21 protein-coding genes are annotated in these 24,821 nt (G+C 73.1%); 14 read left to right on the forward strand and 7 right to left on the reverse strand.

The genetic code is table 11. The features are described 5' to 3' along the window. Positions 1 to 82 precede the first annotated feature (82 nt). From tkt to Saso_RS29060, 8 genes are read left to right on the forward strand one after another with little or no spacing between them, the layout of a single operon-like run. Positions 83 to 2,158: a transketolase gene (gene tkt / locus Saso_RS29025; protein ID WP_189928612.1), complete on the forward strand. Its 2,076-nt coding sequence runs from the start codon at positions 83 to 85 to the stop codon at positions 2,156 to 2,158. 19 nt (positions 2,159 to 2,177) lie between these two features. After that, positions 2,178 to 3,323: a transaldolase gene (gene tal, locus Saso_RS29030; RefSeq protein WP_189928613.1), complete on the forward strand. Its 1,146-nt coding sequence runs from the start codon at positions 2,178 to 2,180 to the stop codon at positions 3,321 to 3,323. Further along, a complete protein-coding gene (zwf, locus tag Saso_RS29035) occupies positions 3,320 to 4,864 on the forward strand; it encodes a glucose-6-phosphate dehydrogenase (protein WP_203833566.1) in 1,545 nt (514 codons plus the stop codon). The genes tal and zwf overlap by 4 nt, the downstream gene beginning before the upstream one ends. Then, the gene (gene opcA / locus Saso_RS29040) at positions 4,861 to 5,796 is read left to right on the forward strand and encodes a glucose-6-phosphate dehydrogenase assembly protein OpcA (RefSeq protein ID WP_189928756.1); all 936 of its coding nucleotides are present in this window, start codon (positions 4,861 to 4,863) and stop codon (positions 5,794 to 5,796) included. The genes zwf and opcA overlap by 4 nt, the downstream gene beginning before the upstream one ends. Continuing rightward, positions 5,789 to 7,429 carry a glucose-6-phosphate isomerase gene (gene pgi / locus Saso_RS29045; protein WP_203833567.1) on the forward strand — a complete coding sequence of 547 codons (1,641 nt, stop codon included), beginning with the start codon at positions 5,789 to 5,791 and terminating at the stop codon, positions 7,427 to 7,429. The genes opcA and pgi overlap by 8 nt, the downstream gene beginning before the upstream one ends. A gap of 18 nt (positions 7,430 to 7,447) precedes the next feature. After that, positions 7,448 to 8,329 (forward strand): phosphogluconate dehydrogenase (NAD(+)-dependent, decarboxylating), encoded by an 882-nt coding sequence (gene gnd, locus Saso_RS29050; protein WP_189926036.1) that lies wholly within the window; start codon positions 7,448 to 7,450, stop codon positions 8,327 to 8,329. Positions 8,330 to 8,337: 8 nt separating this feature from the next. Continuing rightward, the gene (locus Saso_RS29055; RefSeq protein WP_189925994.1) at positions 8,338 to 8,931 is read left to right on the forward strand and encodes a histidine phosphatase family protein; all 594 of its coding nucleotides are present in this window, start codon (positions 8,338 to 8,340) and stop codon (positions 8,929 to 8,931) included. A 42-nt stretch (positions 8,932 to 8,973) separates the two neighbouring features. Continuing rightward, the gene (locus Saso_RS29060; RefSeq protein ID WP_189925992.1) at positions 8,974 to 10,431 is read left to right on the forward strand and encodes a translocation/assembly module TamB domain-containing protein; all 1,458 of its coding nucleotides are present in this window, start codon (positions 8,974 to 8,976) and stop codon (positions 10,429 to 10,431) included. On the opposite strand, the gene Saso_RS29065 is transcribed toward Saso_RS29060, so the two are convergent. Both Saso_RS29065 and Saso_RS29070 read right to left on the reverse strand, forming a co-directional pair. Further along, a complete protein-coding gene (locus Saso_RS29065) occupies positions 10,418 to 12,271 on the reverse strand; it encodes a bifunctional sugar phosphate isomerase/epimerase/4-hydroxyphenylpyruvate dioxygenase family protein (RefSeq protein ID WP_189925990.1) in 1,854 nt (617 codons plus the stop codon). The genes Saso_RS29060 and Saso_RS29065 overlap by 14 nt on opposite strands. Before the next feature lie 292 nt (positions 12,272 to 12,563). After that, positions 12,564 to 13,460: a shikimate dehydrogenase gene (locus Saso_RS29070; protein ID WP_189925988.1), complete on the reverse strand. Its 897-nt coding sequence runs from the start codon at positions 13,458 to 13,460 to the stop codon at positions 12,564 to 12,566. A gap of 160 nt (positions 13,461 to 13,620) precedes the next feature. On the opposite strand from Saso_RS29070, the gene Saso_RS29075 reads away from it, so the two are divergent. Both Saso_RS29075 and Saso_RS29080 read left to right on the forward strand, forming a co-directional pair. Beyond that, positions 13,621 to 14,292 carry a TetR/AcrR family transcriptional regulator gene (locus Saso_RS29075; protein ID WP_189925986.1) on the forward strand — a complete coding sequence of 224 codons (672 nt, stop codon included), beginning with the start codon at positions 13,621 to 13,623 and terminating at the stop codon, positions 14,290 to 14,292. A 195-nt stretch (positions 14,293 to 14,487) separates the two neighbouring features. Further along, the gene (locus tag Saso_RS29080) at positions 14,488 to 15,828 is read left to right on the forward strand and encodes an MFS transporter (RefSeq protein ID WP_189925984.1); all 1,341 of its coding nucleotides are present in this window, start codon (positions 14,488 to 14,490) and stop codon (positions 15,826 to 15,828) included. Positions 15,829 to 15,885: 57 nt separating this feature from the next. On the opposite strand, the gene Saso_RS29085 is transcribed toward Saso_RS29080, so the two are convergent. Next, complete coding sequence (locus Saso_RS29085; RefSeq protein WP_189925982.1) at positions 15,886 to 16,500, reverse strand: TetR/AcrR family transcriptional regulator; 615 nt, start codon at positions 16,498 to 16,500, stop codon at positions 15,886 to 15,888. 116 nt (positions 16,501 to 16,616) lie between these two features. Here Saso_RS29085 and Saso_RS29090 point away from each other — a divergent pair, with 116 nt between their 5' ends. Further along, positions 16,617 to 17,507, forward strand: a complete 891-nt coding sequence (locus Saso_RS29090; protein WP_189926035.1) for an NAD(P)-dependent oxidoreductase — start codon at positions 16,617 to 16,619, stop codon at positions 17,505 to 17,507. Here Saso_RS29090 and Saso_RS29095 read toward each other — a convergent pair. After that, positions 17,504 to 17,953: a TIGR03618 family F420-dependent PPOX class oxidoreductase gene (locus Saso_RS29095; protein WP_189925980.1), complete on the reverse strand. Its 450-nt coding sequence runs from the start codon at positions 17,951 to 17,953 to the stop codon at positions 17,504 to 17,506. The genes Saso_RS29090 and Saso_RS29095 overlap by 4 nt on opposite strands. A 107-nt stretch (positions 17,954 to 18,060) precedes the next feature. On the opposite strand from Saso_RS29095, the gene Saso_RS29100 reads away from it, so the two are divergent. From Saso_RS29100 to Saso_RS29110, 3 genes are read left to right on the forward strand one after another with little or no spacing between them, the layout of a single operon-like run. Next, complete coding sequence (locus Saso_RS29100) at positions 18,061 to 18,699, forward strand: TetR/AcrR family transcriptional regulator (protein ID WP_189925978.1); 639 nt, start codon at positions 18,061 to 18,063, stop codon at positions 18,697 to 18,699. A 53-nt stretch (positions 18,700 to 18,752) separates the two neighbouring features. Further along, positions 18,753 to 20,111 carry an MFS transporter gene (locus Saso_RS29105; RefSeq protein ID WP_189926034.1) on the forward strand — a complete coding sequence of 453 codons (1,359 nt, stop codon included), beginning with the start codon at positions 18,753 to 18,755 and terminating at the stop codon, positions 20,109 to 20,111. A 58-nt stretch (positions 20,112 to 20,169) separates the two neighbouring features. Beyond that, a complete protein-coding gene (locus Saso_RS29110) occupies positions 20,170 to 21,399 on the forward strand; it encodes a serine hydrolase domain-containing protein (RefSeq protein ID WP_189925977.1) in 1,230 nt (409 codons plus the stop codon). 7 nt (positions 21,400 to 21,406) lie between these two features. On the opposite strand, the gene Saso_RS29115 is transcribed toward Saso_RS29110, so the two are convergent. Genes Saso_RS29115 through Saso_RS29125 form a run of 3 tightly spaced genes read right to left on the reverse strand, consistent with a single transcriptional unit; the run spans position 21,407 to position 24,784 of the window. Continuing rightward, positions 21,407 to 22,585 carry a saccharopine dehydrogenase family protein gene (locus Saso_RS29115; protein ID WP_189925975.1) on the reverse strand — a complete coding sequence of 393 codons (1,179 nt, stop codon included), beginning with the start codon at positions 22,583 to 22,585 and terminating at the stop codon, positions 21,407 to 21,409. Next, the gene (locus tag Saso_RS29120; protein ID WP_189925973.1) at positions 22,578 to 23,642 is read right to left on the reverse strand and encodes a saccharopine dehydrogenase; all 1,065 of its coding nucleotides are present in this window, start codon (positions 23,640 to 23,642) and stop codon (positions 22,578 to 22,580) included. The genes Saso_RS29115 and Saso_RS29120 overlap by 8 nt, the downstream gene beginning before the upstream one ends. Continuing rightward, on the reverse strand, positions 23,639 to 24,784 hold the full coding sequence (locus Saso_RS29125) for an NAD(P)/FAD-dependent oxidoreductase (RefSeq protein WP_189925971.1): 1,146 nt from the start codon (positions 24,782 to 24,784) through the stop codon (positions 23,639 to 23,641). Before Saso_RS29125 ends, Saso_RS29120 begins: the two co-directional genes overlap by 4 nt. Between the last annotated feature and the right edge of the window lie 37 nt (positions 24,785 to 24,821).

Genomic DNA, 24,821 nt, shown 5'->3' on the forward strand with positions numbered 1-24,821 from the left:
AGACCTTCCTTCGTAAAAGTCAGACTTTTAGGTTTGAACACATCAGAGCAACAGACCCGCTCCCGTCGAGGATTTCTTGAAGATGAGCACGCAGACACCGCACCCCTTCGAGTGGACCGACATCGACCGGCGTGCCGTCGACACCGCCCGCCTGCTCGCCGCGGATGCCGTACAGCGGGTGGGCAACGGCCACCCCGGAACCGCGATGAGCCTGGCCCCGGTCGCGTACACGATCTTTCAGAAGGTGATGCGGCACGATCCGGCCGATCCGGAGTGGACGGGCCGCGACCGCTTCGTCCTGTCCCCAGGGCACACCTCGCTGACCCTCTACACCCAGCTCTTCCTCGCCGGCTACGAGCTGGAGCTGGAGGACCTGAAGCGCTTCCGCACGCACGGCTCGAAGACGCCCGGCCACCCCGAGTACGGGCACACCGCCGGTGTGGAGACCACCACCGGCCCGCTCGGCCAGGGCCTCGCGAACGCCGTCGGCATGGCCATGGCCGCCCGCTACGAGCGCGGTCTGTTCGACCCCGGGGCCCCGGTGGGCGAGTCGCCCTTCGACCACACGATCTGGGGGATCGTCTCCGACGGCGACCTGGAGGAGGGCGTCTCCGCCGAGGCCTCCTCCCTCGCCGGCCACCAGCGGCTCGGCAACCTCGTCCTGGTCTACGACGACAACCACATCTCGATCGAGGGCGACACCGCCACCGCGTTCTCCGAGGACGTGCTGGGGCGCTACGAGGCCTACGGCTGGCACACGCAGCGCGTCGAGCCGGCCGAGGACGGTGACGTCGACGTCGCGGCCCTGCACACGGCCCTCAGGGCGGCGCAGGCCGAGACCGGCCGCCCGTCGATCATCGCGCTGCGCACGATCATCGCCTGGCCCGCACCGAACGCCCGCAACACCGAGGCCTCCCACGGCTCGGCCCTCGGGGCGGAGGAGATCGCCGCCACCAAGCGCCTGCTCGGCTTCGACCCGGAGAAGTCCTTCGAGGTCGCGGACGAGGTCCTCGCCCACACCCGCGGCGCACTGGACCGGGGTGCGCAGGCCCACGCCGCCTGGGACAAGCGGGTGGCGCAGTGGCGCGGCACCGACCCCGAGCGGTCCCGCCTGCTGGACCGGATCCTGGCCGGCCAGCTGCCCGACGGCTGGCAGGACGCGCTGCCGGTGTTCGAGCCGGGCAAGGACGTCGCCACCCGTGCCGCGTCCGGCAAGGTGCTCCAGGCGCTCGGCGCGGTCCTGCCCGAGCTGTGGGGCGGCTCCGCCGACCTGGCCGGCTCGAACAACACGACGATCGACAAGACCTCGTCGTTCCTGCCCGAGGGCAACCCGCTGCCCGAGGCCGGCCCGTACGGCCGCACCGTGCACTTCGGCATCCGCGAGTTCTCGATGGCCGCGGAGATGAACGGCATCGCGCTGCACGGCAACACCCGCATCTACGGCGGCACGTTCCTGGTGTTCTCCGACTACATGCGCAACGCCGTGCGGATGTCGGCGCTGATGCAGCTGCCGGTGACGTACGTGTGGACGCACGACTCCATCGGTCTCGGCGAGGACGGCCCCACCCACCAGCCGGTCGAGCACCTGGCCTCGCTGCGCGCCATCCCCGGCCTGAACGTCGTCCGCCCGGCCGACGCCAACGAGACGGCCGTGGCCTGGGCCGAGATCCTGAAGCGGCACGCCACCCGGCCGGCCCCGCACGGGCTGGCCCTCACCCGGCAGGGCGTCCCGACGTACGCGCCGAACCAGGACGCCGCGAAGGGCGGTTACGTCCTGGCGGAGTCCTCGACCACGACCCCCGACGTCGTCCTGATCGCCACCGGCTCCGAGGTGCGGCTCGCCGTGGCCGCGCGCGAGTCGCTGGAGGCCGAGGGGATCGGCGTCCGGGTGGTGTCGATGCCGTCCGTGGAGTGGTTCGAGGAGCAGCCCCGCGAGTACCGCGACCGGGTCCTGCCGCCGTCCGTGCGGGCCCGCGTCGCCGTGGAGGCCGGCATCGGCCTGACCTGGTACCGCTACGTGGGCGACGCCGGACGCATCGTCTCCCTGGAGCACTTCGGCGCCTCCGCCGACGCACGGACCCTGTTCGCCGAGTACGGCTTCACCGCCGAGAACGTCGCCGCCGCGGCCAGGGAATCCCTCGCCGCCGCGCGTGGTTGATCCGACCGCCAGAAAGAAGATGATCGAAGTGACCGAAGCAACCGCCACCGCGGGAGCGCTGGACCGCCTGTCCGAGGAGGGCGTGTCCGTCTGGCTGGACGACCTGTCGCGTGAGCGGATCACGTCCGGCAACCTGGCGGGCCTCGTGCGGACGAGGAACGTCGTCGGCGTGACCACCAACCCGTCCATCTTCCAGGCCGCGATCGGCTCCGGCGCCGGCTACGAGGAGCAGCTCGCCGACCTGGCGGTGCGGGGCGTGACCGTCGACGAGGCCGTACGGATGATGACGACGGCCGATGTGCGGGCCGCGGCCGACGTCCTGCGTCCCGTGTACGAGGCGACCGACGGCCGGGACGGCCGGGTCTCCATCGAGGTCGACCCCCGGCTGGCCCACGACACCGCCGCCACCGTCGCCGAGGCCAAGCAGCTCGCCTGGCTCGTCGACCGCCCCAACGTCATGATCAAGATCCCGGCGACGAAGGCCGGTCTCCCGGCGATCACCGAGGTCATCGGCCTCGGGATCAGCGTCAACGTCACGCTGATCTTCTCGCTGGAGCGTTACCGCGAGGTCGTCGCCGCCTATCTGGCGGGCCTGGAGAGGGCCGCCGCGAAGGGCCTGGACCTGTCCGCCGTCCACTCGGTGGCCTCGTTCTTCGTCTCCCGCGTGGACGCCGAGATCGACAAGCGGCTGACGCTGCTCGGCACCGACGCGGCCCTCGCGCTGAAGGGCAGGGCGGCCCTCGCCAACGCGCGGCTGGCCTACGAGGCGTACGAGGAGCTCTTCGGCGGCGACCGCTTCACGGCGCTCGCCGGGGCCCGTGCGAACCGGCAGCGTCCGCTGTGGGCCTCCACCGGTGTGAAGGATCCTGCATACAAGGACACCCTGTACGTGGACGAACTGGTGGCACCGGGCACGGTCAACACCATGCCCGAAGCCACGCTGGAGGCCACCGCCGACCACGGTGACATCACCGGCGACACGGTCACCGGCGGCTACGCGCAGGCGCGTGCCGACCTCGCCGCCGTGGAGTCGCTGGGCATCTCCTACGACGAGGTGGTCACCCGTTTGGAGGAGGAGGGTGTCGCCAAGTTCGCGGTGGCGTGGCAGGACCTTCTGGACGCGGTCACGAAGTCGCTGATGAGCAAGGGAGTTGACGCGGAATGAGCAGCAGCAGTCTCGGCGCGGCCTGGGAGAATCCCCTGCGGGACCCCCGCGACCGGCGCCTGCCCCGCATCGCGGGCCCCTCCGGCCTCGTCATCTTCGGCGTGACCGGCGACCTGTCCCGCAAGAAGCTGATGCCGGCGGTCTACGACCTCGCCAACCGGGGTCTGCTGCCGCCGGGCTTCTCGCTCGTCGGCTTCGCCCGCCGCGACTGGGAGGACCAGGACTTCGCGCAGGTCGTCCACGACGCGGTGCGCGAGCACTCCCGGACCCCCTTCCGCGAGGAGGTCTGGCAGCAGCTCGCCGAGGGCATGCGGTTCGTCCCGGGCGACTTCGACGACGACACGGCGTTCAAGCAGCTCAAGAACGCGGTCGAGGAGCTCGACGCCTCGCGCGGCACCGGCGGCAACTTCGCCTTCTACCTCTCCGTGCCTCCGAAGTTCTTCCCCAAGGTGGTCGAGCAGCTCAAGAAGCACGGCCTGGCCAAGGGACCGGAGGGCTCCTGGCGGCGCGGGGTCATCGAAAAGCCGTTCGGGCACGACCTGGACAGCGCGCGGGAACTCAACGCGGTCGTGCACGACGTGTTCGAACCGGACCAGGTCTTCCGCATCGACCACTACCTCGGCAAGGAGACCGTCCAGAACATCCTGGCGCTCCGTTTCGCCAACACCATGTTCGAGCCGATCTGGAACCGGTCCTTCGTGGACCACGTGCAGATCACCATGGCCGAGGACATCGGCATCGGCGGCCGGGCCGGCTACTACGACGGCATCGGCGCCGCCCGTGACGTCATCCAGAACCACCTGCTCCAGCTCATGGCCCTCACCGCCATGGAGGAGCCCGCCTCCTTCGACGCCGACGCGCTGCTCACCGAGAAGCTCAAGGTGCTCAAGGCGGTGAAGGTGCCGGACGACCTGGGCAGGCACACCGTGCGCGGCCAGTACGCGGGCGCCTGGCAGGGCGGCGAGAGGGTGCGGGGCTACCTCGAGGAGGACGGCATCGACGCGGCCTCCACGACGGACACGTACGCGGCCGTGAAGCTGAACGTCGACAACCGCCGCTGGGCGGGCGTCCCGTTCTACCTGCGCACCGGCAAGCGCCTCGGCCGGCGGGTCACCGAGATCGCGGTGGTCTTCCAGCGGGCCCCGCACTCCCCCTTCGACTCCACCGCCACCGAGGAGCTCGGCCAGAACGCGATCGTCATCCGCGTCCAGCCGGACGAGGGCATCACGGTCCGCTTCGGCTCCAAGGTCCCCGGCACCTCCATGGAGATCCGGGACGTCACGATGGACTTCGCCTACGGCGAGTCCTTCACGGAGTCCAGCCCCGAGGCCTACGAGCGGCTCATCCTGGACGTGCTGCTCGGCGACGCCAACCTGTTCCCGCGCCACCAGGAAGTGGAAGAGTCCTGGAAGATCCTCGACCCGATCGAGGAGTACTGGGCACGGCACGGCAGGCCCGCGCAGTACTCCTCGGGCAGCTGGGGACCCGAGGAAGCCGACGAGATGCTCGCACGAGACGGACGGAGCTGGCGCAGGCCATGAAGATCGACCTGACCGACACCACGGCAAGCAAGATCAACAAGGCGTTGGTGCACGGTCGCCGCGCCATCGGCACACCGGCCGTGGGCATGGTCCTGACGATGGTGATCGTCACGGACGAGGAGAACGCCTACGACTCGATCAAGGCGGCCGAGGAGGCCTCGCACGAGCACCCCTCGCGCACCCTGGTCGTCATCAAGCGGCACGCCCGCAGCCCGCGCGACCGCACCAACTCCCACCTCGACGCCGAGGTACGGGTGGGCGCCGACGCGGGCACCGGCGAGACGGTCGTCCTGCGGACCTACGGCGAGGTGTCCGACCACGCCGACTCCGTCGTGCTGCCGCTGCTGCTCCCCGACGCCCCGGTGGTGGTCTGGTGGCCGGTGGACGCGCCGGAGAACCCCGCCAAGGACCCGCTGGGCGCCCTCGCGCAGCGCAGGATCACCGACATGTACGCCGTGGAGCGGCCGCTGGCGGCGCTCGCGGCCCGCGTGAAGTCGTACGCCCCCGGCGACACCGACCTCGCCTGGACCCGGCTCACCCCCTGGCGTTCGATGCTCGCGGCGGCCCTGGACCAGGCCCAGGTGCCCATCACCACGGCGGCCGTGGAGAGCGAGGCCGACAACCCCAGCGCCGAGCTGCTCGCGCGCTGGCTGGAGGCCCGGCTCGACGTCACGGTCGACCGGGTGGTCACGGCGGGACCGGTCGTCACGGCCGTCCGCCTCGGCACCGCGAACGGCGAGATCGTCATCGACCGCCCCGAGGGCCCGCTGGCCACGCTCACCCTGCCCGGCCAGCCCTCGCGCACCCTCGCGCTGAAGGTCCGCGCCACCTCCGAACTCATCGCCGAGGAGCTCAGGCGCCTCGACGCGGACGAGATGTACGCCGTCGCCCTGCGCGGCGAAGGCACCAAGGAGACCCCCTCCCATGTCTGACACCCCCCGGCTCGACCAGCGGCCCGAGTGGACCGCGCTGAAGGACCACCGCGCCCGGTGGACGGCACATCTGCGGGAGCTGTTCGCCGAGGACCCGGGCCGCGCGGAGCGGTACGTGGTGCGCGTCGGCGACCTGCGCATCGACTACTCCAAGAACCTGGTCACGGACGAGACCCTCGCCCTGCTGCGTGAACTGGCCGCCGCGACGGACGTCTTCGGTCTCCGGGACGCCATGTTCCGCGGTGAGAAGATCAACGTCACGGAGGACCGTGCGGTCCTGCACACCGCGCTGCGGGCGCCCGCGGACGCGGTGGTCGAGGTCGACGGGGAGAACGTGGTCCCCGAGGTGCACGCGGTCCTGGAGCGGATGTCCGGCTTCGCCGGGCGGGTGCGTTCGGGTGAGTGGACCGGTCACACGGGCCGCCGGATCCGCAATGTCGTCAACATCGGCATCGGCGGCTCGGACCTGGGCCCGGCCATGGCCTACGAGGCGCTGCGGGCCTTCACCGACCGCTCGCTGACCTTCCGGTTCGTCTCCAACGTCGACGGCGCCGACCTCCACGAGGCCGTCCATGGCCTGGACCCGGCCGAGACGCTGTTCGTCGTCGCGTCGAAGACGTTCACCACGATCGAGACGATCACCAACGCCACCTCGGCGCGCGGCTGGCTCCTCGACGGGTTCGGCGGCGACGAGAAGGCCGTCGCCCGGCACTTCGTCGCGCTGTCGACCAACGCCGAGAAGGTGGCCGGCTTCGGCATCGACACGGCCAACATGTTCGAGTTCTGGGACTGGGTCGGCGGCCGCTACTCCTTCGACTCGGCGATCGGCCTGTCGCTGATGATCGCCATCGGCCCCGACCGCTTCCGTGAACTCCTCGACGGCTTCCACCTCGTCGACGAGCACTTCCGCACCGCGCCCGCCGAAGCCAACGCCCCGCTCCTGCTGGGCCTGCTGGGCATCTGGTACGGCAACTTCCACGACGCCCAGTCGCACGCCGTGCTCCCCTACAGCCACTACCTCTCCAAGTTCACCGCCTACCTCCAGCAGCTCGACATGGAGTCCAACGGCAAGTCCGTGGACCGCGAGGGCCGCCAGGTCGACTGGCAGACCGGCCCCGTCGTCTGGGGCACCCCCGGCACCAACGGACAGCACGCCTACTACCAGTTGATCCACCAGGGCACGAAACTGATCCCCGCCGACCTGATCGGCTTCGCCCGCCCGGTCGACGAGCTCAGCGGTGAACTCGCCGACCAGCACGACCTGCTGATGGCCAACCTGTTCGCGCAGGGACAGGCCCTCGCCTTCGGCAAGACCGCCGAGGAGGTCCGGGCGGAGGGGGTACCGGAGGAGCAGGTGGCACCCCGCACCTTCCGGGGCAACCACCCGACCACCACGATCCTCGCCCGTGAGCTGACCCCCTCGGTGCTCGGCCAGCTCATCGCCCTCTACGAGCACAAGGTGTTCGTCCAGGGCGCGGTGTGGAACATCGACTCCTTCGACCAGTGGGGCGTGGAGCTCGGCAAGGTGCTCGCCAAGCGGGTCGAACCCGCCCTCACCGAAGGCACCGAGGTCCCCGGCCTCGACCCCTCCACCGCCGCACTCGTCGCCGCCTACCGCGAACTCAGGAAGTAGAGAAACGACATGACATCCATGCAGCTGGGCCTGATCGGTCTGGGCAAGATGGGCGGCAACATGCGCGAGCGCATCCGCCGCGCCGGCCACACCGTCATCGGCTACGACCGCAACCCCGAGGTCACCGACGTCGGCAGCCTCGCCGAGCTCGTCGGCAAGCTCGAAGCACCGCGCACCGTCTGGGTGATGGTCCCGGCCGGCGCCGCCACCCAGTCCGTCATCGACGAGCTCGGCGGACTGCTCGAGTCCGGCGACACCGTCGTGGACGGCGGCAACTCCCGCTGGACGGACGACGAGAAGCACGCCGAGGAGCTCGGCGCCAAGGGCATCGGCTTCGTCGACGCCGGTGTCTCCGGCGGTGTCTGGGGCCTGGAGAACGGCTACGCCCTGATGGTCGGCGGCGAAGCCGATCACGTCGCCCGGGTGCAGCCGATCTTCGACGCGCTCAAGCCCGAGGGCCCGTACGGCTACGTCCACGCGGGCAAGGTCGGCGCCGGGCACTTCTCGAAGATGGTCCACAACGGCATCGAGTACGCCATGATGCAGGCCTACGCCGAGGGCTGGGAGCTCCTGGAGAAGGTCGACTCCGTGGAGAACGTGCGCGAGGTGTTCCGCTCCTGGCAGGAGGGCACGGTCATCCGGTCCTGGCTGCTCGACCTGGCCGTCAACGCCCTCGACGAGGACGTCCACCTCGACCGGCTGCGCGGCTACGCGGAGGACTCCGGCGAGGGCCGCTGGACCGTCGAGGCCGCCATCGACAACGCCGTGCCGCTGCCCGCGATCACGGCCTCGCTGTTCGCGCGGTTCGCGTCCCGTCAGGACGACTCGCCGCAGATGAAGATGATCGCGGCGCTGCGCAACCAGTTCGGCGGCCACGCCGTCGAGTCGGCGAAGAAGTAGGCCCGGCCGTGGGGGATCTGCTGCTGGTCCGCCACGGGGAGACGGAGTGGAGCGCGTCGGGACAGCACACCAGCTGGACCGACCTGCCCCTCACCGAACAGGGCGAGGAACAGGCCAAGTCCCTCGCCCCGCTCCTCTCCGGCCGGCCCTTCTGCCTGGCCCTGACCAGTCCGCTGCACCGCGCGGTGCGCACCGCCGAACTGGCGGGCGTCACCGGGGCCGTGACCGAGCCCCGCCTGCACGAGTGGGACTACGGCGGCTACGAGGGCGTCACCACCGTCGAGATCCACCGCACCCGGCCCACCTGGGACCTGTGGACCGACGGGGTGCCGCCCGGTCCGGACGGTCATCCCGGCGAGTCGCCCGAGGAGGTGGGGCTGCGCGCCGACCTGGTGCTGTCCCGGGTGGACGCGGCGCTCCAGAACCGGGGCGGTGACGTCGTCCTGGTCGCGCACGGCCACTTCCTGCGCGTCCTGACGGCGCGTCGGCTCGGACTGCCACCCGCCGAGGGCCGGTTGTTCCAGCTGGCGACGGGCACCGTCAGCCGGCTGTCGACCGAGCACGGACGGCCCGTGATAGCCGAATGGAACGCACGGGCATAGCCGGTTGACACCACTCGACAGGGCCCGCCAGAGTCGCGGCTGATGGAGATCAACGATCTGACACCGGCCGAACGGCGACTGTGGCGGGCCTTCGCCACGGGGACGACCGTCGACTTCCGCGAGGCCCCCGACGAGGCCGTGTCGCCCGACTGGGGCCTTGAACGCACCGTACGTGCCCGCGTGTTGCGCGCCCTGCTCCTCGACGGGCCCCACCGGCCGGGCGAGGTGGCCGCGTTGAAGCTCATGGGCGCCCGGATCACCGGCGAACTGGACCTGCGGTACGCGACCGTGGACAGTGTCGTCCGCCTCAACCACTGTCACTTCGACGCGGTGCCCCGCCTGGCCGGCGCCCACCTCAACTATCTCAACCTGCGCGACTGCGTCCTGCCCGGGCTGGCGGCGGCGCGCAGCCGCATCGACGGCAGTCTGCGCCTGACGCGCTGCCGCATCGGCGGCCCGGTGCACCTCGGCGGAGCGCAGATCTCCGGAGCACTGTTCCTGGAGCGGGCGGAACTGAGCACGGCGGATCCCTCCTCGGCCGTACTCGCCCTGAACCAGGTCACCATCGACGACGACCTCTGCGCCCGGGGCATGCGCGCCCACGGTGCCGTCCGGCTCGACGGCGCCACCGTGGCCGGCTCCATCGACCTGGAGGACGCCGAACTGAGCAATCCCGGCGGCTTCGTCCTGGCGGCGGAGGCCCTCGACGTGGGCGCCAACCTGCTGGGCCGCCGGATGCGCGCCCGCGGCCGGATCGATCTGCGGGGCTCGCGCGTCCCGGGCCGGGTGGACCTGCTGGGCACGTCCCTGTCCAATCCCGGCGGCACCGCGCTGCGGGCCAGCAGCTGCGTCATAGGGGAGATATGGCTGCGGGAGGGCACCCGGATCGAGGGCCGGCTGAATCTGCGCCGGGCCTCGGTGGGCCAGCTCCAGCTGGAGCCGGAGATGCTGCCCGACCAGGTGCGGCTGCTGGACCTCACCTACACCTTCCTCACCCCGCACGAGCCCGCCGAACGGCGGCTGCCGATGCTGGAGCGCGACGACGGCGCTTTCGACCCGCACGCCTACGAGCAGCTGACGGCCGCGTACCGCCGTATCGGCGACGACCGGGCGGCCCGGGTGGTGCAGCTCGCCAAGCAGCGCCGGCACCGCTCCACCCTGTCCTGGTACGGCCGGGTGTGGGGCCATCTCCAGGACGCGGCGGTGGGCTACGGGTTCCGTCCGCTGCGCGCGGCCGTCTGGCTGCTGTCGCTGCTGGCCGTCGGCTCGGTGGCCTACGCCGGGCACCATCCGCCCGCGCTGAAGGCGGGCGAGGCGCCGCCCTTCCACCCGGTCTTCTACACCCTCGACCTGCTGCTGCCCGTGATCTCGTTCGGGCAGGAGAGCGCGTTCGCGCCGACCGGCTGGTACCAGACCCTGTCGTACGTCCTCATCGTGACCGGCTGGATCCTGGCGACGACGGTCGCCGCGGGCGTCACCAGGACGGTCAGCCGGCAGTAGCCCATCGCGCGGTGTGCTGGGCGGCCAGCCGCACGGGCGCGTTGGCGGCACCGTAGCCCCGGTAGCCGTCGTCGCGCTGGACGAGTTCGAAGAAGACCCGGCCGACGGTGTGCGTGTAGCAGTGCCGGAAGGCGCCGTGCGCGTCGCGGTCGTAGAGGATGCCGAGGTCGCGGTAGGTCTCCAGCTCGCCGTCGGCGAACTCGAAGCGGGCCGCGAGGTCGTCGTAGTAGTTCGCGGGTATGGGCAGCAGCCGTCCGCCCGCCCGGGTCAGCCGGCGGGCGTCGGCGACCACGTCGTCGGTGGCCAGCGCGATGTGCCGGGCCTGTGCGGTGTCGTCGCCGGGGGCGGCGCCCACGGTGAGCGGGAACCTGACCCGGCCGTCGGCGCTGGTGACGGCACGGCTGCGCAGCAGCCCGTAAGGATCCGCGACGTCGACGCTCTCCTGCGCGTCGAGGCCCAGGACGCCCCGGTGGAAGAGGACCGCCTCGTCGAAGCGGTGCCATGGCTGGGTGAGCGCCACATGGTCGATCCGGAAGGCCGCGGGACGGTCCGGGGCCGCGGGGTGCTGTCCGGGGGCGTCCTGGAAGTCGGCGCGCCAGTCGGGCAGCCGGGGCCGGTCCGTCGCGCACAGGAAGAGTTCGGTGCCGTCGGGGGCGGCCACGGCGTCGAGCGGGACGTCCTCGGCGGCGCGGCGGCGGGGCAGGACGGGGGCGAGCAGCGCCTCGGCGCGGCGGGCGGCCGCCGCCGGATCGGGTGACTCCAGGCCGATCGCGGTGAGGGCGGTGCCGTCGGCGGGGGTCGCCCCGCTCCCGTGCGGCAGGGGGTGGGCCGGTGCGGCCGGACCGGTGTTGACCAGGATCCGGGCCTCGCCCCGCTCCCACAGGTCGACCGGCTTGCCCCGGTGGCGGGCGGTGCGGGCGAAGCCGAGGCCGGTGAGGAGGCCGGTGACCGGTTCGGCGTCCCGGGTGACCAGTTCGGCGAAGGCGACCCCGGTGGGGACGGCGGGCGCGGGCAGGACCTCGATGCCGGTCTCCTCCTGGAGGAGCAGCAGGGAACGGCGGGCGTCCACCGCGGTCGGGCCGGCCCCGGCCTGCCGGACGACGTCGTTGAAGACCTCGAGCGAGAGCGGCCCCCCGTACCCGGTGCGCAGGACGCGTTCCAGCAGCCCGGCGACGTCGAAGCCGCCCTGGCCGGGGAAGCAGCGGTGGTGGCGGCTCCACTGGAGGACGTCCATGCCGGGCAGCGGGGCGTCGGCCAGCTGGAGGAAGAAGATCTTCTCGCCGGGGATGTCACCGATGCCGTCGAGGTCCTCGGGGCCGCGGCTCCGGGAGAGGATGTGGAAGCTGTCCAGGCAGGTGCCGAGCGCGGGGTGGCCGGCCGCCTCGACGATGCGCCAGGCGTGGTCGTAGGTGCTGACGTGCCGCCCCCAGGCGAGCGCCTCGTAGGCCACGCGGATGCCGAAGTCCTGGGCCAGGTCGGCGAGTCGGCTCAGCTGTGCGGCGGCGAGGGCGTCGTCGTCCACCGCGCGCGGGGAGACGCCGGAGCAGACCAGGACGGTGTCCGCGCCGAGCCCGCGCATCACCTCGAACTTGTGCCGTGCGCGGCGCAGGGCGCGGGCGAACTCCCCGGCGGGCAGCGCCTCGATGTCCCGCATCGGCTGGTAGAGGTCGATGCCGAGACCGAGGTCGGCGCAGCGGGCGCGGATCTCCCGCGGCGCGAGCGGACTGGCGAGCAGGTCGTTCTCGAAGATCTCGACGCCGTCGAACCCGGCGCGGGCGGCGGCCGTGAGCTTCTCGGTGAGGGATCCGCTGAGGGAGACGGTGGCTATGGACGTACGCACGGTCGTGCTCCTTCGGGGCCGGGACGGGGGCTGAGGTGGGGCCGGGGTGGGGGCCGGGTCGAGGTCGGGCCGCCTGCGAGGCCGCGGGGTCCAGGGCGGGGCGGCCTTGCCGGGGGGCCCGCGGGGGTCGGGACCGGGCCGCCCGTGTCGGCAGCCGGCCGCAGGTCCCGAGGCCGGCCCGGCCTTGTCGGGAGACGGCCGCAGGCCCCGGACCGGCGGGACCTGCCGGGACCGGCCGGGACGAGTGACCGGCCCGGACGAGTGACCGGCCGGGACGGGTGTCCGGGGGCCGTCAGAGGGCGTGCCCCGTGGAGTGCTGCGCGCCCCCCGCCATCCCCGCGAAGTCGGCGAGCATCGCGGCGCTGTCGGGCTCGCGGCCGGTGAACAGCCGGAAGGCGTCCACGGCCTGGAAGACGGCCATGCCGCCGCCGTCGAGGACGGCGCAGCCCGTCGCGCGTGCGGTGCGCAGCAGCTCCGTCTCCAGGGGCCGGTAGACGACGTCGGCGACCCACAGTCCGGGGCGCAGCAGTTGTGCGGGGAAGGGCAGGCCGGGGTGGGCGGCCATGCCGGTGGGGGTGGCGTGCACGACGCCGTCGGCGTGCGCGAGCAGCGCGGCCAGCCGGTCCGGGGCGGCGGCCTCGGCGCGGCCGGGCCCGAAGTGCCGGTTCAGGGAGGCGGCGAGTGCGGCGGCGCGGTCGGCCAGCGCGTCCACGACGGTGACCCGGCCCGCGCCCAGGGTGAGGGTGGCGTGCGCGACGGCCGCGCCCGCCCCGCCGGCGCCCAGCTGCACCACCCGCTCCAGCGCAACGTCGGGCAGACCGCGCGCGAAGGAGGCGGCGAATCCGGTCACGTCGGTGTTGTGGCCGACGGTCCGGCCGTCCTCGACGACGACGGTGTTCACCGCGCCCAGCGCCTCGGCCTGCGGGGCGAGCGCGTCGAGGTGCGGGACGACCAGCTGCTTGCACGGGTGCGTGATGTTGAGCCCGTCGAAGCCGCGGTCGCGGGCGGTGCGCAGCAGTTCCCCGACCGCCTCGGGACGGACCCCGAGGACGTCGATGTCGAGGAGGCGGTAGTCGTAGCGCAGTCCCTGGCGTTCGGCCTCCCTCTCGTGCAGCGCCGGGCTGAGCGACGGGCCGATGCCGGAACCGATCAGCCCGACGAGATACGAGTCCTGGACGACGACGGCCACGGCGGACCTCCTGATCGGGCGGCTAATGTACGAACTGGTGAGTTAGTCGTCTTCAGTCATAGCACCGAGGCGGACTCCGGGGGAAGCCCTCGCGCCCCGGAGGCCGGGAGCGGGCTTCTAGAATCGCGGCACTGCACCCACGCCGCCCGAAGGAACCCGGATGACCAGCGTCGACGAACCGGCACGCCCGCACGGCAACGGCCGCCTGCGCGACGCCGCCCGTACCCGGGCCGAGATCCTCGACGTCGCGACGCAGGAGTTCGCACGGGTCGGCTACGCGGGGGCCAGGGTCGACGACATCGCCGCCCGCACCAGCACCACGAAGCGGATGATCTACTACTACTTCGGCGGCAAGGAGCAGCTGTTCACCGCCGTCCTGGAGCGGGCGTACGGCGTGATCCGCGAGGCGGAGCAGCGGCTCGACGTCGAGCATCTCGACCCGGTCGCCGCCATCCGCCGGCTGGCGGAGCTGACGTTCGACCACCACGAGCGGCACCCGGACTTCATCCGCCTGGTGAGCATCGAGAACATCCACGAGGCCGAGCACATCGCCGCGTCCGAGAAGCTCGGCCGGATCGGCTCCCCCGCGCTCGACGTGATCCGCCGCATCCTCGCCTCCGGGCGGGAGTCCGGCCTGTTCACGGCCGACGTGGACGCCGTGGACCTGCATGCGCTGATCAGCTCGTTCTGCTTCTTCCGGGTGGCCAACCGGCATACGTTCGGCGCCTTGTTCGGCCGCGACCTGGTCGACCCGGACCGGCGCGAGCACTACCGCACCATGCTCGGCGACATGGTGATCGCCTATCTGACGGCGGAGCGCTCGGCGGACTGAAGATCCTTCGACACCTCCTATTGACAGCGGGGAAACATGGGCGCAGCATCCGTAGCCATCCGCTACTAACTACCCAGTGGGTTAATTAGCCGGGCCCGCACCCGGCGCAGCCGCCCCGCACCCCAGGGGACCGGCCCTACTCCCCCTTGCCCCACTCCACCCGTCCGTGCTGGAGTCCCCTCGAAGGAGCCCGCCGTGTCCGTCCCCGCCGCACCTCCCGGCCAGCCGAGGAAAGCCGCCCTGGCTGCCTGGATCGGCAGCGCCCTGGAGTACTACGACTTCTTCATCTACGGCAGCGCGGCAGCCCTGATCTTCCCCGAGGTCTTCTTCGACGAGTCCGACCCGGCCACGGCGACCCTGCTGTCGCTGGCCACGTTCGGGGTCGCGTACGCGGCGCGTCCGGTCGGCGCGCTCTTCCTCGGGCACTTCGGCGACCGGGTGGGCCGCAAGAAGATCATGGTCTTCACGCTGATCCTGATGGGCGTGTCGACGTTCCTCATCGGCTGCCTGCCCACCCGCGCCCAGGTCGGCTCCCTCGCGCCGGTGCTCCTGGTGCTGTGCCGCGTCCTCCAGGGCATCTCCGCGGCCGGTGAGCAGGCGAGCGCCAACTCGATGACGCTGGAACACGCGCCGTCCGGGCGGCGGGGCTTCTTCACCAGCTTCACCCTCAGTGGCACCCAGGGCGGCCAGCTCCTCGCCACGCTCGTCTTCATCCCGATCGCGGCGCTCCCCGAGGACCAGCTGCTCTCCTGGGGCTGGCGCGTCCCGTTCTGGCTGAGCATCGCGGTCGCCGTCGTCGGCTACGTCATCCGCCGCAAGCTGGAGGAGACCCCGGCGTTCACCGCCCAGCAGGCCACCGGCGAGGTCGTCGCGCTGCCGCTGGCGGTGCTGCTGCGCGACCACTGGGCCGACGTGCTGCGGGTCGTCGCGGGCGCACTGGTCGCCTCCGTCAGCACCATCTTCACGGTGTGGGCGCTGGCCTACGCGACCGGTGACTCGGTCGGGATGAGCCGCACCTCCATGCTGTGGGTGGGTGCGCTGGCCAACGTGGTCGCACTGGCCGCCATCCCCGCGTGGGCGATGCTCTCCGACCGCGTCGGACGCCGTCCGGTGTACCTCGTCGGCGCGGCCGGCAGCGCGGTGATGATGTTCGCCTACCTGTGGGCGATCTCCACCGGCTCCTACCCGCTGGTCCTCGTGCTGGGGATCGTCACCTTCGGTGTCGTCTACAGCGCCGCGAACGGCGTGTGGCCCTCCTTCTACGGCGAGATGTTCTCCACCCGGGTGCGGCTGTCCGGCATGGCGATCGGCACCCAGATCGGCTTCGCGGTGGCCGGCTTCGCGGTCACCTTCGCCGCGCAGATCTCGGGTCCGGACGGCGACGGCTGGTCGGCGGTGGCCCTCTTCACCGCGGCGCTCTGCGTCCCGCCGGTGATCGCGGCCCTGTCGGCCCGGGAGACCGCGAAGATCCCGACCGAACGGCTCGGCGAGCGCGGTGCGCACGAGCGCGCACAGCCGGAGAAGGTCACGGCCTGACCCGGACCGCGACACCCCGTCGGGCCCCCCGGCGGGGTACCGGCACACCGGTCCTGCTCAGCCTCCGCAGGGGTCTCCTTCCACGGCCGCGTCGAGCAAGGGGCCCAGCTCTGTCGCGACCGCGGTCAGGGCCCTCGCGTCCTGCTCCGCCCGGGCGATCAGGATGGCCCCCTCCAGGGAGCTGATCATGAGGGTGGCGAGCGAGCCGGCCCGCGCCGCGGGGACGCCCATGCCGGTCAGGGCCCCGGCGACCGGGGCGGTCCAGTCCGCGAACGCGGCGGCCGCGGCCCGGCGGGCGGCCTCGCCCGAGGCCGCGCGGTCGACGGTCGCCGCGGCCACGGGGCAGCCGGTGGCGAACCCGGCCGTCGCGTACTCGTCCGTCCACTGCGCCACCATCGCGGCGAAGAGCCCGGCCGGTGTGGGCTCGCCGGACTTCGACAGCTCCGCCAGGAAGCGCGCGACGCGCCTGCCCGCGTAGCGGCCCGCCCAGGTGACGGCCTCGCCCACCAGCTGCTGCTTGCCGCCCGGGAAGTAGTGCTGGAGCGAGCCCCGGGGCGCCCCGGCGTGCGCGGCGACCTCCCGCATTCCGGTGGCGCCGACCCCGTCGCGCCGGATCAGCTGGGCCGCGCTGAAGACCATCCGCTCCCGCGGGCCGCGCTCGGGCACCGGCATGGCCGCCTCCTTCTCACCGCGCGTCGGGCCACTCCCCCGCACGGGATCCTATGACCGCCGTCATGGACCTCGCTACTATGACCACCGTCATGGAACCGAGCGGAAGGCGGCGCCCCGTGCAGGTCGGATTCATCGGTCTCGGCGTGATGGGCCGCCCCATGGCGCTGCGCCTGGCCCGCGCCGGGACGCCCCTGGTGGTGTGGAACCGCACGGCGGCCGCCGCCGAGGCCCTGAGGGAGGCGGGCGCCGACGTGGCGGCGGACGCCGCCGAGGTGTTCGCCCGCGCGGACGTGGTCGTCCTCATGCTCGCCGACGGGTCCGCCGTCGACGCCGTCCTCGGCCGCGGCACCCCCGGCTTCGGCGCGCGCGTGGCCGGGCGGACCGTCGTCACCATGGGCACGACCTCGCCCGAGTACTCACGAGGACTGGAGGCGGACGTACGCGAGGCGGGCGGGCGGTACGTCGAGGCGCCCGTCTCCGGCTCGCGCGTCCCGGCCGAGCAGGGGCGGCTGGTGGCGATGCTGGCCGGGGACGACGAGGCCGTGGACACCGTGCGGCCCTTGCTCGCGCCGTTGTGCCATGAGACGTTCCGCTGCGGACCGGCGCCCGGGGCGCTGTTCATGAAACTCGCGGTGAACCTGTTCCTGATCACCCAGGTCACCGGCCTCACCGAGGCGTTCCACTTCGCCGAGCGGCAGGGGCTGGACCGGGGGCTGTTCCTGGACGTCGTGGCGGCCGGGCCGCTGTCGAGCGGGGTCTCGCGCATGAAGGCGCCCAAGCTGCTGGCGGGCGACTTCGCGGTGCAGGCCGCGGCGCTGGACGTCCTGAAGAACAACCGCCTGATCGCCGGTGCCGCACGCGCGTCGGGACTGGCGTCCCCGCTGCTCGACACCTGTCACGCCCTGTTCGAGGAGACCGTGGCGCTGGGCCACGGGAGCGCGGACATGGTCGCCGTACTGCACGCCCTGCGGGCGCGCAGCGACGAGGGCGACGGGCCCGCGCGCTAGGGGCCGTCGGCTCCCGCGGGGATGCCGTACGCCCGTTCCACCCGCAGGCGCAGCACCAGGCGGCGGTCGCGGACCATGGCGGCGCGGTAGTCGTCCCAGTCGGGGTGCTCGCCCTGGACGTCACGGTAGAGCCGGACCAGTTCCTCGACGGTGCTGTCGTAGGGGTCCTGTGCGACGGGCGTGAGGTCGGCGGTGGCCTCGACGACCGTGTAGGCGCGGTGCCCGGGGACCGTCACGTGGTACGAGGCCCGGGGGTCGCGGCGCAGGTTGCGGGTCTTGGCGCGGTCGTCGGTCACGGAGATCCGGATGACGCCCTCGTCCGGGTGGTAGTGGTGGCTGACGTTCGACAGCTGGGGGCGTCCGTCGCGCTTGAGGGTGACCAGCACCCCGTCGCGCCCCTCGGAGAGCAGTGCGAGCAGCGCGTTGCGCGTCCTGTCCTGAGTCATGCCCGTCACAACCGGCGCCGCCCCGGGGCGCATTCCCGCCGACACACTCCCCCGGACTCCCGCGACCGCGAGTAGACACTGTCTACGACGCCTGGTAGACAGTGTCTATGAGCGACTCCGTGAGTCCTGAGGAACCCGAGAAGCCCGCACCGGAAAGCACCGGCGCCGGGAAGGCCGACCCCGACCTGCGCACGCGTCTCGTCGACGTCGGCGTGGACCTGCTGGCCCGGGAGGGTGCCGGGGCGCTCACCCTGCGGGAGATCGCCCGCCGGGCCGGCGTCTCGCACGGCGCGCCCCGCCGCTACTTCCCCACCCACCTGGAGCTGCTGTCGGCCATCGCCCAGCGCGGCTTCGCCCGGTTGGGCGCCCGGGTGGCGGCGACCGCCGGCGCGGACACCGCGGGGCCCCGCGCCCGGCTCGACGAACTGGCCGCCTGTTATCTGGACTTCGCCGCGGACAACGCGGGGATGTACGAGCTGATGTTCCGTCATGACCTGCTGGAGAGCGGTCATCTGCGGCTGCGCGACACCAGTCTTCCGCTGTTCGGCGTCCTGGTGGACCTGGTCGGCCGGGTCCGGCCCGGCTGTGACGCCCGGACGGTCGCGGGCGCCCTGTGGGCGAACCTGCACGGCATCGTCCAGCTCCGGCGCTGGGGCAGCCTGCAACTCGCTACGGGGTCGGACGACCTCGCGCCCCTTCTGCGGACGGCCCTGGACGCCCACCTCGGACCCGGGACCGGCCGGTGAGGCGGTCCGCGCGCACGCCGCCGCTGACCCTGGCGAGCAGCGCGGCCGGTGCGATGGTGGTCGCCCTCGACGGCACCGTGCTCACGGTCGCCCAGCCCGCCCTGCGCCGCGACCTGCACGCCGGATTCGACGAGGTCCAGTGGACCAGTACGGGGTATCTCGTCGCGGTGGCGGGCCTGTTGGTGTTCGCCGGGCGGCTCGGGGACCGCTACGGTCACCGCCGGACCTTCGCGCTGGGCATGATCGGCTTCGGCGTCACCTCGGCGGGTGTCGCGCTCGCGCCCGGCATCGGCTGGGTGATCGCCCTGCGGATCGCGCAGGGCGTGTGCGGCGCGCTGCTGCAACCGGCCACCCTGGGCATGCTGCGCGCCGCCTGTCCGCCCGAGCGGCTGCGGACGGCGATCGCCGTGCGCACCGCCTGCATCGGCGTGGCCGCAGCGGCCGGACCGGTGCTGGGCGGGGCGCTGACCACGCAGTTCGGCTGGCGGTCCGTCTTCCTCCTCAACATCGTGCCGACGCTGCTGTTCGGCGTCCTGGCCCTCACCGTCCGCGACGCCCCGCGTCCGCCCGCCGAGGTCCCGCTCGACGTGCCGGGCGCCCTGCTGCTCGCCGCCGGCCTGGCCTGTCTGGTGCACACGCTCGTCACCCTCCCCGGCATCACCTGGTCGGCGCCGGTCGCCGTCCTCGCCGGAGCCGCCTTCGTACGGCACGAGCGCCGCACCGGTGCGCCGCTCCTGCCGCCGGACGTCGTGGGTTCGCGGGCGGTGGGCGGGGCGCTCGGCGTGCTCGTGACCGCGTCCGCCGCCCTCAACGGCGGGCTGCTGGCCTGCGTCTACGTCCTCCAGGACGAGCAGGGGCTGACGCCGTTGCGCAGCGCGCTGCTCGCTCTGCCGCTGGCCGTGCTGCTGGTGGCCGCTGCGCCCGTGTCCGCCGTCCTGCTGCGCCGCCGCGGGGCGCGTGTCACGGTCACCGCGGCGATGGGCGTCCTGGCCGCCGGGCTCTTGGCGCTGGCCGCCGTGTCGGGGCCGGTGGCGGTCGGCGCCGGATTCGCGCTCGTGGGCGCCGGATTCGGCACGGTGATGGTCGCCGCGACCCATGTCGTCGTGCGGTGGTCCCCCGCGGAGTCGGCGGGGGTGGCGGGCGGGTTGCAGCAGACCGCGATGAACGTCGGGCCGGTGCTGGGCGTGGCCTCGGCGACCGTGCTCATGGGCTTCGGCGCGGCCCGCTCGCCGCTCGTGCTGCTGGCCTTCGTGGTGGCCGCGGCACTGCCGCTCGGCCGGGCGCTGCCGGGGCGGCCGGCTCCCGTCCGGCCGGACGCGGCCGGGCCGGGTGCGGGGAGCGACGCAACGCACACCGATCTTGACGCCGAAAGGGGTCCGCACACGCGTTCCCTGCGCGACCATGAGGTCTGAGGTCGTCCGGGCGGGGTAGGCCCGGACCGCACCTTGAACGAGCGCACCGGAGGATGAGATGGCACTGCTGCGGCAAGAGGTCGACCCGGGCGAGGCCGGGCTGGACGCGAAGGCGCTGGACCGTCTCGACCAGCATGTCGCCCACCTCGTCGACGAGGGACGCCTGCCCGGGTTCCTGGTGGCCGTCTCGCGCGGCGGCCGGGTCGCCCACCTCACCACGCACGGGCACCGCGACATCGCCGCCGGGCTGCCCGTCGAGGCCGACACCCTGTACCGGATCTACTCGATGACCAAGCCGGTCACCTCGGTCGCCGCGCTGATACTGGTGGAGGAAGGCGCACTGGGCCTGGACGACCCCGTCGCCGACCACCTCCCGGAGTTCGCCGAGCAGCGTGTGCACACGGGCGGTCCGGGCGGCGGACCTTCCACCCGCCCGGTGCGCCGGCCGCTGCTCGTGAGACACCTGATGACCCACACCGCCGGGCTGACCTTCGCCTTCTACCACTGCCACCCCGTGGACGCGCTGTACCGCGAGGCGGGACTGGAGTCGGCGGTGCTGCCGGGCTCCGACCTGGCCGGCACCGTGGCGGCGTACGCGCGGCTGCCGCTCCAGTTCGAGCCGGGCACGCAGTGGAACTACTCGGTGGCCACCAATGTCCTCGGCCGGATCATCGAGGTGGTGTCCGGCCGGCCGCTGGACGAGTTCGTCACCGACCGGATCCTGCGCCCGCTCGGCATGCGGGACGCGGGCTTCCAGGTCACCGACGAACAGGCCGGACGGCTCGCGGAGTTGTACGGCGACACCGACGCCGGCGGCATCGAGCCGATCCCCGGGCTGCCGCTGCGCGGCCGTCCGCGGTTCCTGTCGGGCAGCGGCGGCATGGTCGCGACGGCGTACGACGTGCACCGGTTCAGCGAACTGCTGCGGCGCCGCGGCGAACTCGACGGCGTCAGGCTGCTGGCGCCCGCCACGGTCGACCTGATGACCCGCAACCATCTCCCCGGCGGCGTCGACCTGCGCACCTTCGGCAGCCGCCCGGCCCACGACGAGCCGGGCAACGACGGCGTCGGCTTCGGCCTCGGGGTCTCCGTCGTCATCGACCCGAGCCGCACCCAGGCGCCCACCGGCCTGGGCACCTACGGCTGGAGCGGGGTCGCCACGACGACGTTCTGGGTCGATCCGAGCCGTGATCTGAGCGTCCAGTTCCTGACCCAGCTGCGGCCCCGCAAGTCCCTGAAGCTCTACCCCGAGCTCAAGCGGCTCGTCCACGAGGCCGTTGTCGACTGACGTCCCGTCACCCGCCCTCCCTGAAGGCGAACTCAAGTCCGTCGTCGGTGAGTTCGCGCAGCCACTGCTCGGAGCGCGCCGCCGTCCCGGCGGCCCGGCTCAGTCCCGGCGGCAGCGAGCCGTCCAGGATGTGCCGTACGCCCAGGGCGAGCGGCCGCGAGACACAGCGCGCCATCGCGCTCTCCTCCTCGTCGCCCACCAGGTCCAGGAGGTAGCTGCCGGCCCACGCGGCACCCTCGCCGCCGGCGTCCCCGCGGGCGCCGGGCGGGTGGACCTCCAGTGACACGGCGAGGACCACACGGTCGCGGTCGTCCGGCGTGGTGGGGTGGGCCGCCGCCAGCTCCCGGGCCAGTGCGGCGATCGCGGCGTCGTCGCCCTGCCTCACCTGCGCGAAGACGGCGTCCCAGGCCCGCAGCCAGCCGTCCAGGCGCAGGGTGCCGCGCACGAAGGTCAGCGGCCGCCAGGCGTCCGGCAGCCCGTACTGCCGGACGAAGGGGACGCTGTCGCGGTTGGGGTAGACCTCGAAGTCCTCGCCGTCCAGGCGGTGCCCGCGCGTCGCCTCCCAGGGCCGCTCGGCGACGGCCTCGGCGCCGTCCTCGATGTAACGCGCGGGAGAGCGCAGGGCGTTGAGGACGCCGAGAGGGGCCCAGCTGAAGCGGTAGCGGAAGTCGTCGGGGATCGCGGGGACGCCTCCGCAGTACGAGGTGAAGCGGTACGAGGCAGCCGTGTCGTCGCCGATCGCCGCCCGGGCGCGGCCCACCAGGCTGTGCGCGAACAGGTGGTCGACGCCCGGGTCGAGGCCGGCCTCGGTGAGCACGACGATCCCCGCCCCGGTGGCGGCGGGCACCTGCTCCAGCACCGCGTCGGAGACGTAGCTGGAGCACGCGAAGTGGGCCCGCCGGGCGACGCAGGCGGCCAGCAGCCCCGCGTGCTCGGGAGCGGGCAGCATCGACACCACGACGTCCCCCGGGGCCAGCCGGGCCGTGAGCGCGTCGAGGGTGTACGCGCACGGCTCGGCACGTCCGGTCAGTCCCAGCCGGTCCAGCGCCCCGGCCGCCCGCTCCGCCGTGCGGTGCCACAGCCGTACGCCGTCGGTGTGCTCGCACAGGGCGGCCAGGCCGCTGCCGGTGGAGAGCCCGGCGCCGACCCAGTGGACGGTGCCGGTCGGTGCGGCCGGTTCAGTCACGGCCGGGCCTCCCCTCGGTGAGGCCGTAGGCGTGGCACGCCCGGCGGTAGCGGTCCAGGCAGCGGGCCCACGGGCCGGCGTCCGTCCGGAATTCCAGCAGCCACGGTGTCAGGGCCGCCGAGAAGTCGGCGCTGGACTCGCTCGGCAGCAGGGACGGCAGGTTGTCGATGGCGATCAGGTCGAGCGGGGGTTCCTTGCGCAGCCGGCGCACGGGGTCCGACCACTCGGTGGTGCGGTCGTACACCGGCAGGACGTTGAGCGGCGAGCCGACGTCGCAGGTGACGTCGCACAGGGTGCGCAGCCGGCGGGCCGGATCGTCGAGGTCCTCCTCGCGGACGAACGGCGGCACCGGGGTGGTGGCCAGGACGCAGTTGACGAGGACGTCGTGGGCCAGCAGGGCGGCGCGGTCCAGGTCGCGGGTCTCGGCGAGATCCCAGCGGACGGGATCCACGCCGGCCGTGGTGAACGCCGCCAGGGCGCCGCGGCCGCTGCGGCCGAGGGCGCCGACGACGAGGGCGGTGAAGTCCGCGTCGCCGGGGGCCGCGCGCAGGGTCCGGTCCAACTGCTCCCGGTCCGTAGGGTGCAGGGGGGCGGTCAAGGACCCGCGGTGGTGGAGGACCGCCAGTGCCGCGCCCAGGTAGCCCGCCCAGAAGCCGAAGGCGGCGAGCCTGCGCCCGGCGTCGTCGACGAGGTACTCCAGATCCAGCAGCGCCCCTCCCCCGGCGGCGAACCGGGTCAACAGCGCCTCGGCGCCCGGCTGTTCCTTGTAGGCGTGGCCGAAGAGGATGTGCCGGTGCGGCAACCGGTCCGGATCGTCGGGGAGTTCCTTCAGGCCGAGGACGACGGTCTGCGGGGGCGCGGACACCCAGGTGCCGGCGGGGACGATCCGGGCGCCGGCGGCCTCGTACCGCGATGCCGGGAACACGCGCTGCGGGGAGTCCTCCACGGTCAGTCGTACACCGGCCGCGACCAGGCGGCGGGCGTCGTCGGGGACGACCGGGGTGCGCCGTTCGGTGGAGCGGGTCTCGTGACGCAGCCACAGGTGCAGTTCGGTCATACGCGGTTGACCTCCGGACGCGGGGCGTCGGCCGCGAAACGGTCGGCGCTCAGGGGCGTGACGTCCACGAAGGGTACGCGGCCGAGAACGAGGTCACGGACGACCTCGCCGACGGCCGGTCCCTGGAGGAAACCATGGCCGGAGAAGCCCGTCGCGTAGAGGAACCGGGACACCGAGGACGCCTCGCCGATCAGCGCGTTGTGGTCCGGCGTGATCTCGTACAGCCCCGCCCAGCCCCCGGTGCGGCGCAGGTCGAGCAGGGCCGGGGCGCGGTGCTCCATGGCGGCGGTGAGGCGCGGGATCCACCGCTCGTGGGTGTCGGTGGCGAAGCCCGGCCGCTCGTCGGGGTCGGACATGCCGACCAGGAGGCCGGGGCCCTCGGCGTGGAAGTAGAGGCTGCTGGTGAAGTCGATGGTCATGGGGAGGTCCGGGGGCAGGCCGGGAACCGGTCCGGTGACCGCGATCTGGCGGCGCAGCGGCTGCACCGGCAGGTCCACGCCGGCCATCGCGCCGACGCCCCGGGACCAGGCGCCGGCCGCGCAGACCACCGTGTCGGTGGTGATCCGCCCGGCGGTGGTCAGCACGGCGGTGATCGTGTCGCCGCGGCGTTCGATGCCGGTGACCGCGGTGTGCCGCAGGATGCGGGCCCCGTGGCGGCGGGCGGCGGCCGCGTACCCGTGGACGACGGCCTCCGGGGTGCAGTGGCCGTCGTCGGGCGAGAACGCGGCCGCGAGGAGCCCCTCGGTGCGGATCAGCGGGGACAGCCGCCGTGCCTCGGCGGGGTCGATCATCCGGCTGGGCACACCGAGCGCGTTCTGGAGGCGCACGCCCGCCTGGAAGGAGGCGACCTCCTCGGGCGTGGACAGCAGGAAGAGGTAGCCGACGCGGCGCAGTCCGATGTCGGCTCCGATCTCCTCACCGAACCGTCCGAACGCCTCCAGACTGCGGGCCCCGAGCCGGATGTTCACCTCGTCGGAGAACTGGGCGCGCACCCCGCCCGCGGCTTTCGAGGTCGAGCCCGCGCCGAGTTCGTCGCGTTCGACCAGCAGGACGTCGGGTACGCCGGCGGCGGCGAGGTGACGGGCGATGCTCGTGCCCATCACCCCGCCGCCGATGACGACGACCGAGGCATGCGTGTTCACCCGGGCGGCTCCTTCCCGCGGCGGCGGCCCCGGCCCT

It is taken from the genome of Streptomyces asoensis, assembly GCF_016860545.1.
GTDB classification, from domain to species: domain Bacteria; phylum Actinomycetota; class Actinomycetes; order Streptomycetales; family Streptomycetaceae; genus Streptomyces; species Streptomyces asoensis.

What these genes read in the sequence shown, in the direction of transcription:
- tkt (WP_189928612.1), top strand. Translation starts at nt 83, where the DNA reads ATGAGCACGCAGACACCGCACCCCTTCGAGTGGACCGACATCGACCGG.
- tal (WP_189928613.1), top strand. Translation starts at nt 2,178, where the DNA reads ATGATCGAAGTGACCGAAGCAACCGCCACCGCGGGAGCGCTGGACCGC.
- zwf (WP_203833566.1), top strand. Translation starts at nt 3,320, where the DNA reads ATGAGCAGCAGCAGTCTCGGCGCGGCCTGGGAGAATCCCCTGCGGGAC.
- opcA (WP_189928756.1), top strand. Translation starts at nt 4,861, where the DNA reads ATGAAGATCGACCTGACCGACACCACGGCAAGCAAGATCAACAAGGCG.
- pgi (WP_203833567.1), top strand. Translation starts at nt 5,789, where the DNA reads ATGTCTGACACCCCCCGGCTCGACCAGCGGCCCGAGTGGACCGCGCTG.
- gnd (WP_189926036.1), top strand. Translation starts at nt 7,448, where the DNA reads ATGCAGCTGGGCCTGATCGGTCTGGGCAAGATGGGCGGCAACATGCGC.
- Saso_RS29060 (WP_189925992.1), top strand. Translation starts at nt 8,974, where the DNA reads ATGGAGATCAACGATCTGACACCGGCCGAACGGCGACTGTGGCGGGCC.
- Saso_RS29075 (WP_189925986.1), top strand. Translation starts at nt 13,621, where the DNA reads ATGACCAGCGTCGACGAACCGGCACGCCCGCACGGCAACGGCCGCCTG.
- Saso_RS29085 (WP_189925982.1), bottom strand. Translation starts at nt 16,500, where the DNA reads ATGCCGGTGCCCGAGCGCGGCCCGCGGGAGCGGATGGTCTTCAGCGCG.
- Saso_RS29095 (WP_189925980.1), bottom strand. Translation starts at nt 17,953, where the DNA reads ATGACTCAGGACAGGACGCGCAACGCGCTGCTCGCACTGCTCTCCGAG.
- Saso_RS29100 (WP_189925978.1), top strand. Translation starts at nt 18,061, where the DNA reads ATGAGCGACTCCGTGAGTCCTGAGGAACCCGAGAAGCCCGCACCGGAA.
- Saso_RS29105 (WP_189926034.1), top strand. Translation starts at nt 18,753, where the DNA reads ATGGTGGTCGCCCTCGACGGCACCGTGCTCACGGTCGCCCAGCCCGCC.
- Saso_RS29110 (WP_189925977.1), top strand. Translation starts at nt 20,170, where the DNA reads ATGGCACTGCTGCGGCAAGAGGTCGACCCGGGCGAGGCCGGGCTGGAC.
- Saso_RS29120 (WP_189925973.1), bottom strand. Translation starts at nt 23,642, where the DNA reads ATGACCGAACTGCACCTGTGGCTGCGTCACGAGACCCGCTCCACCGAA.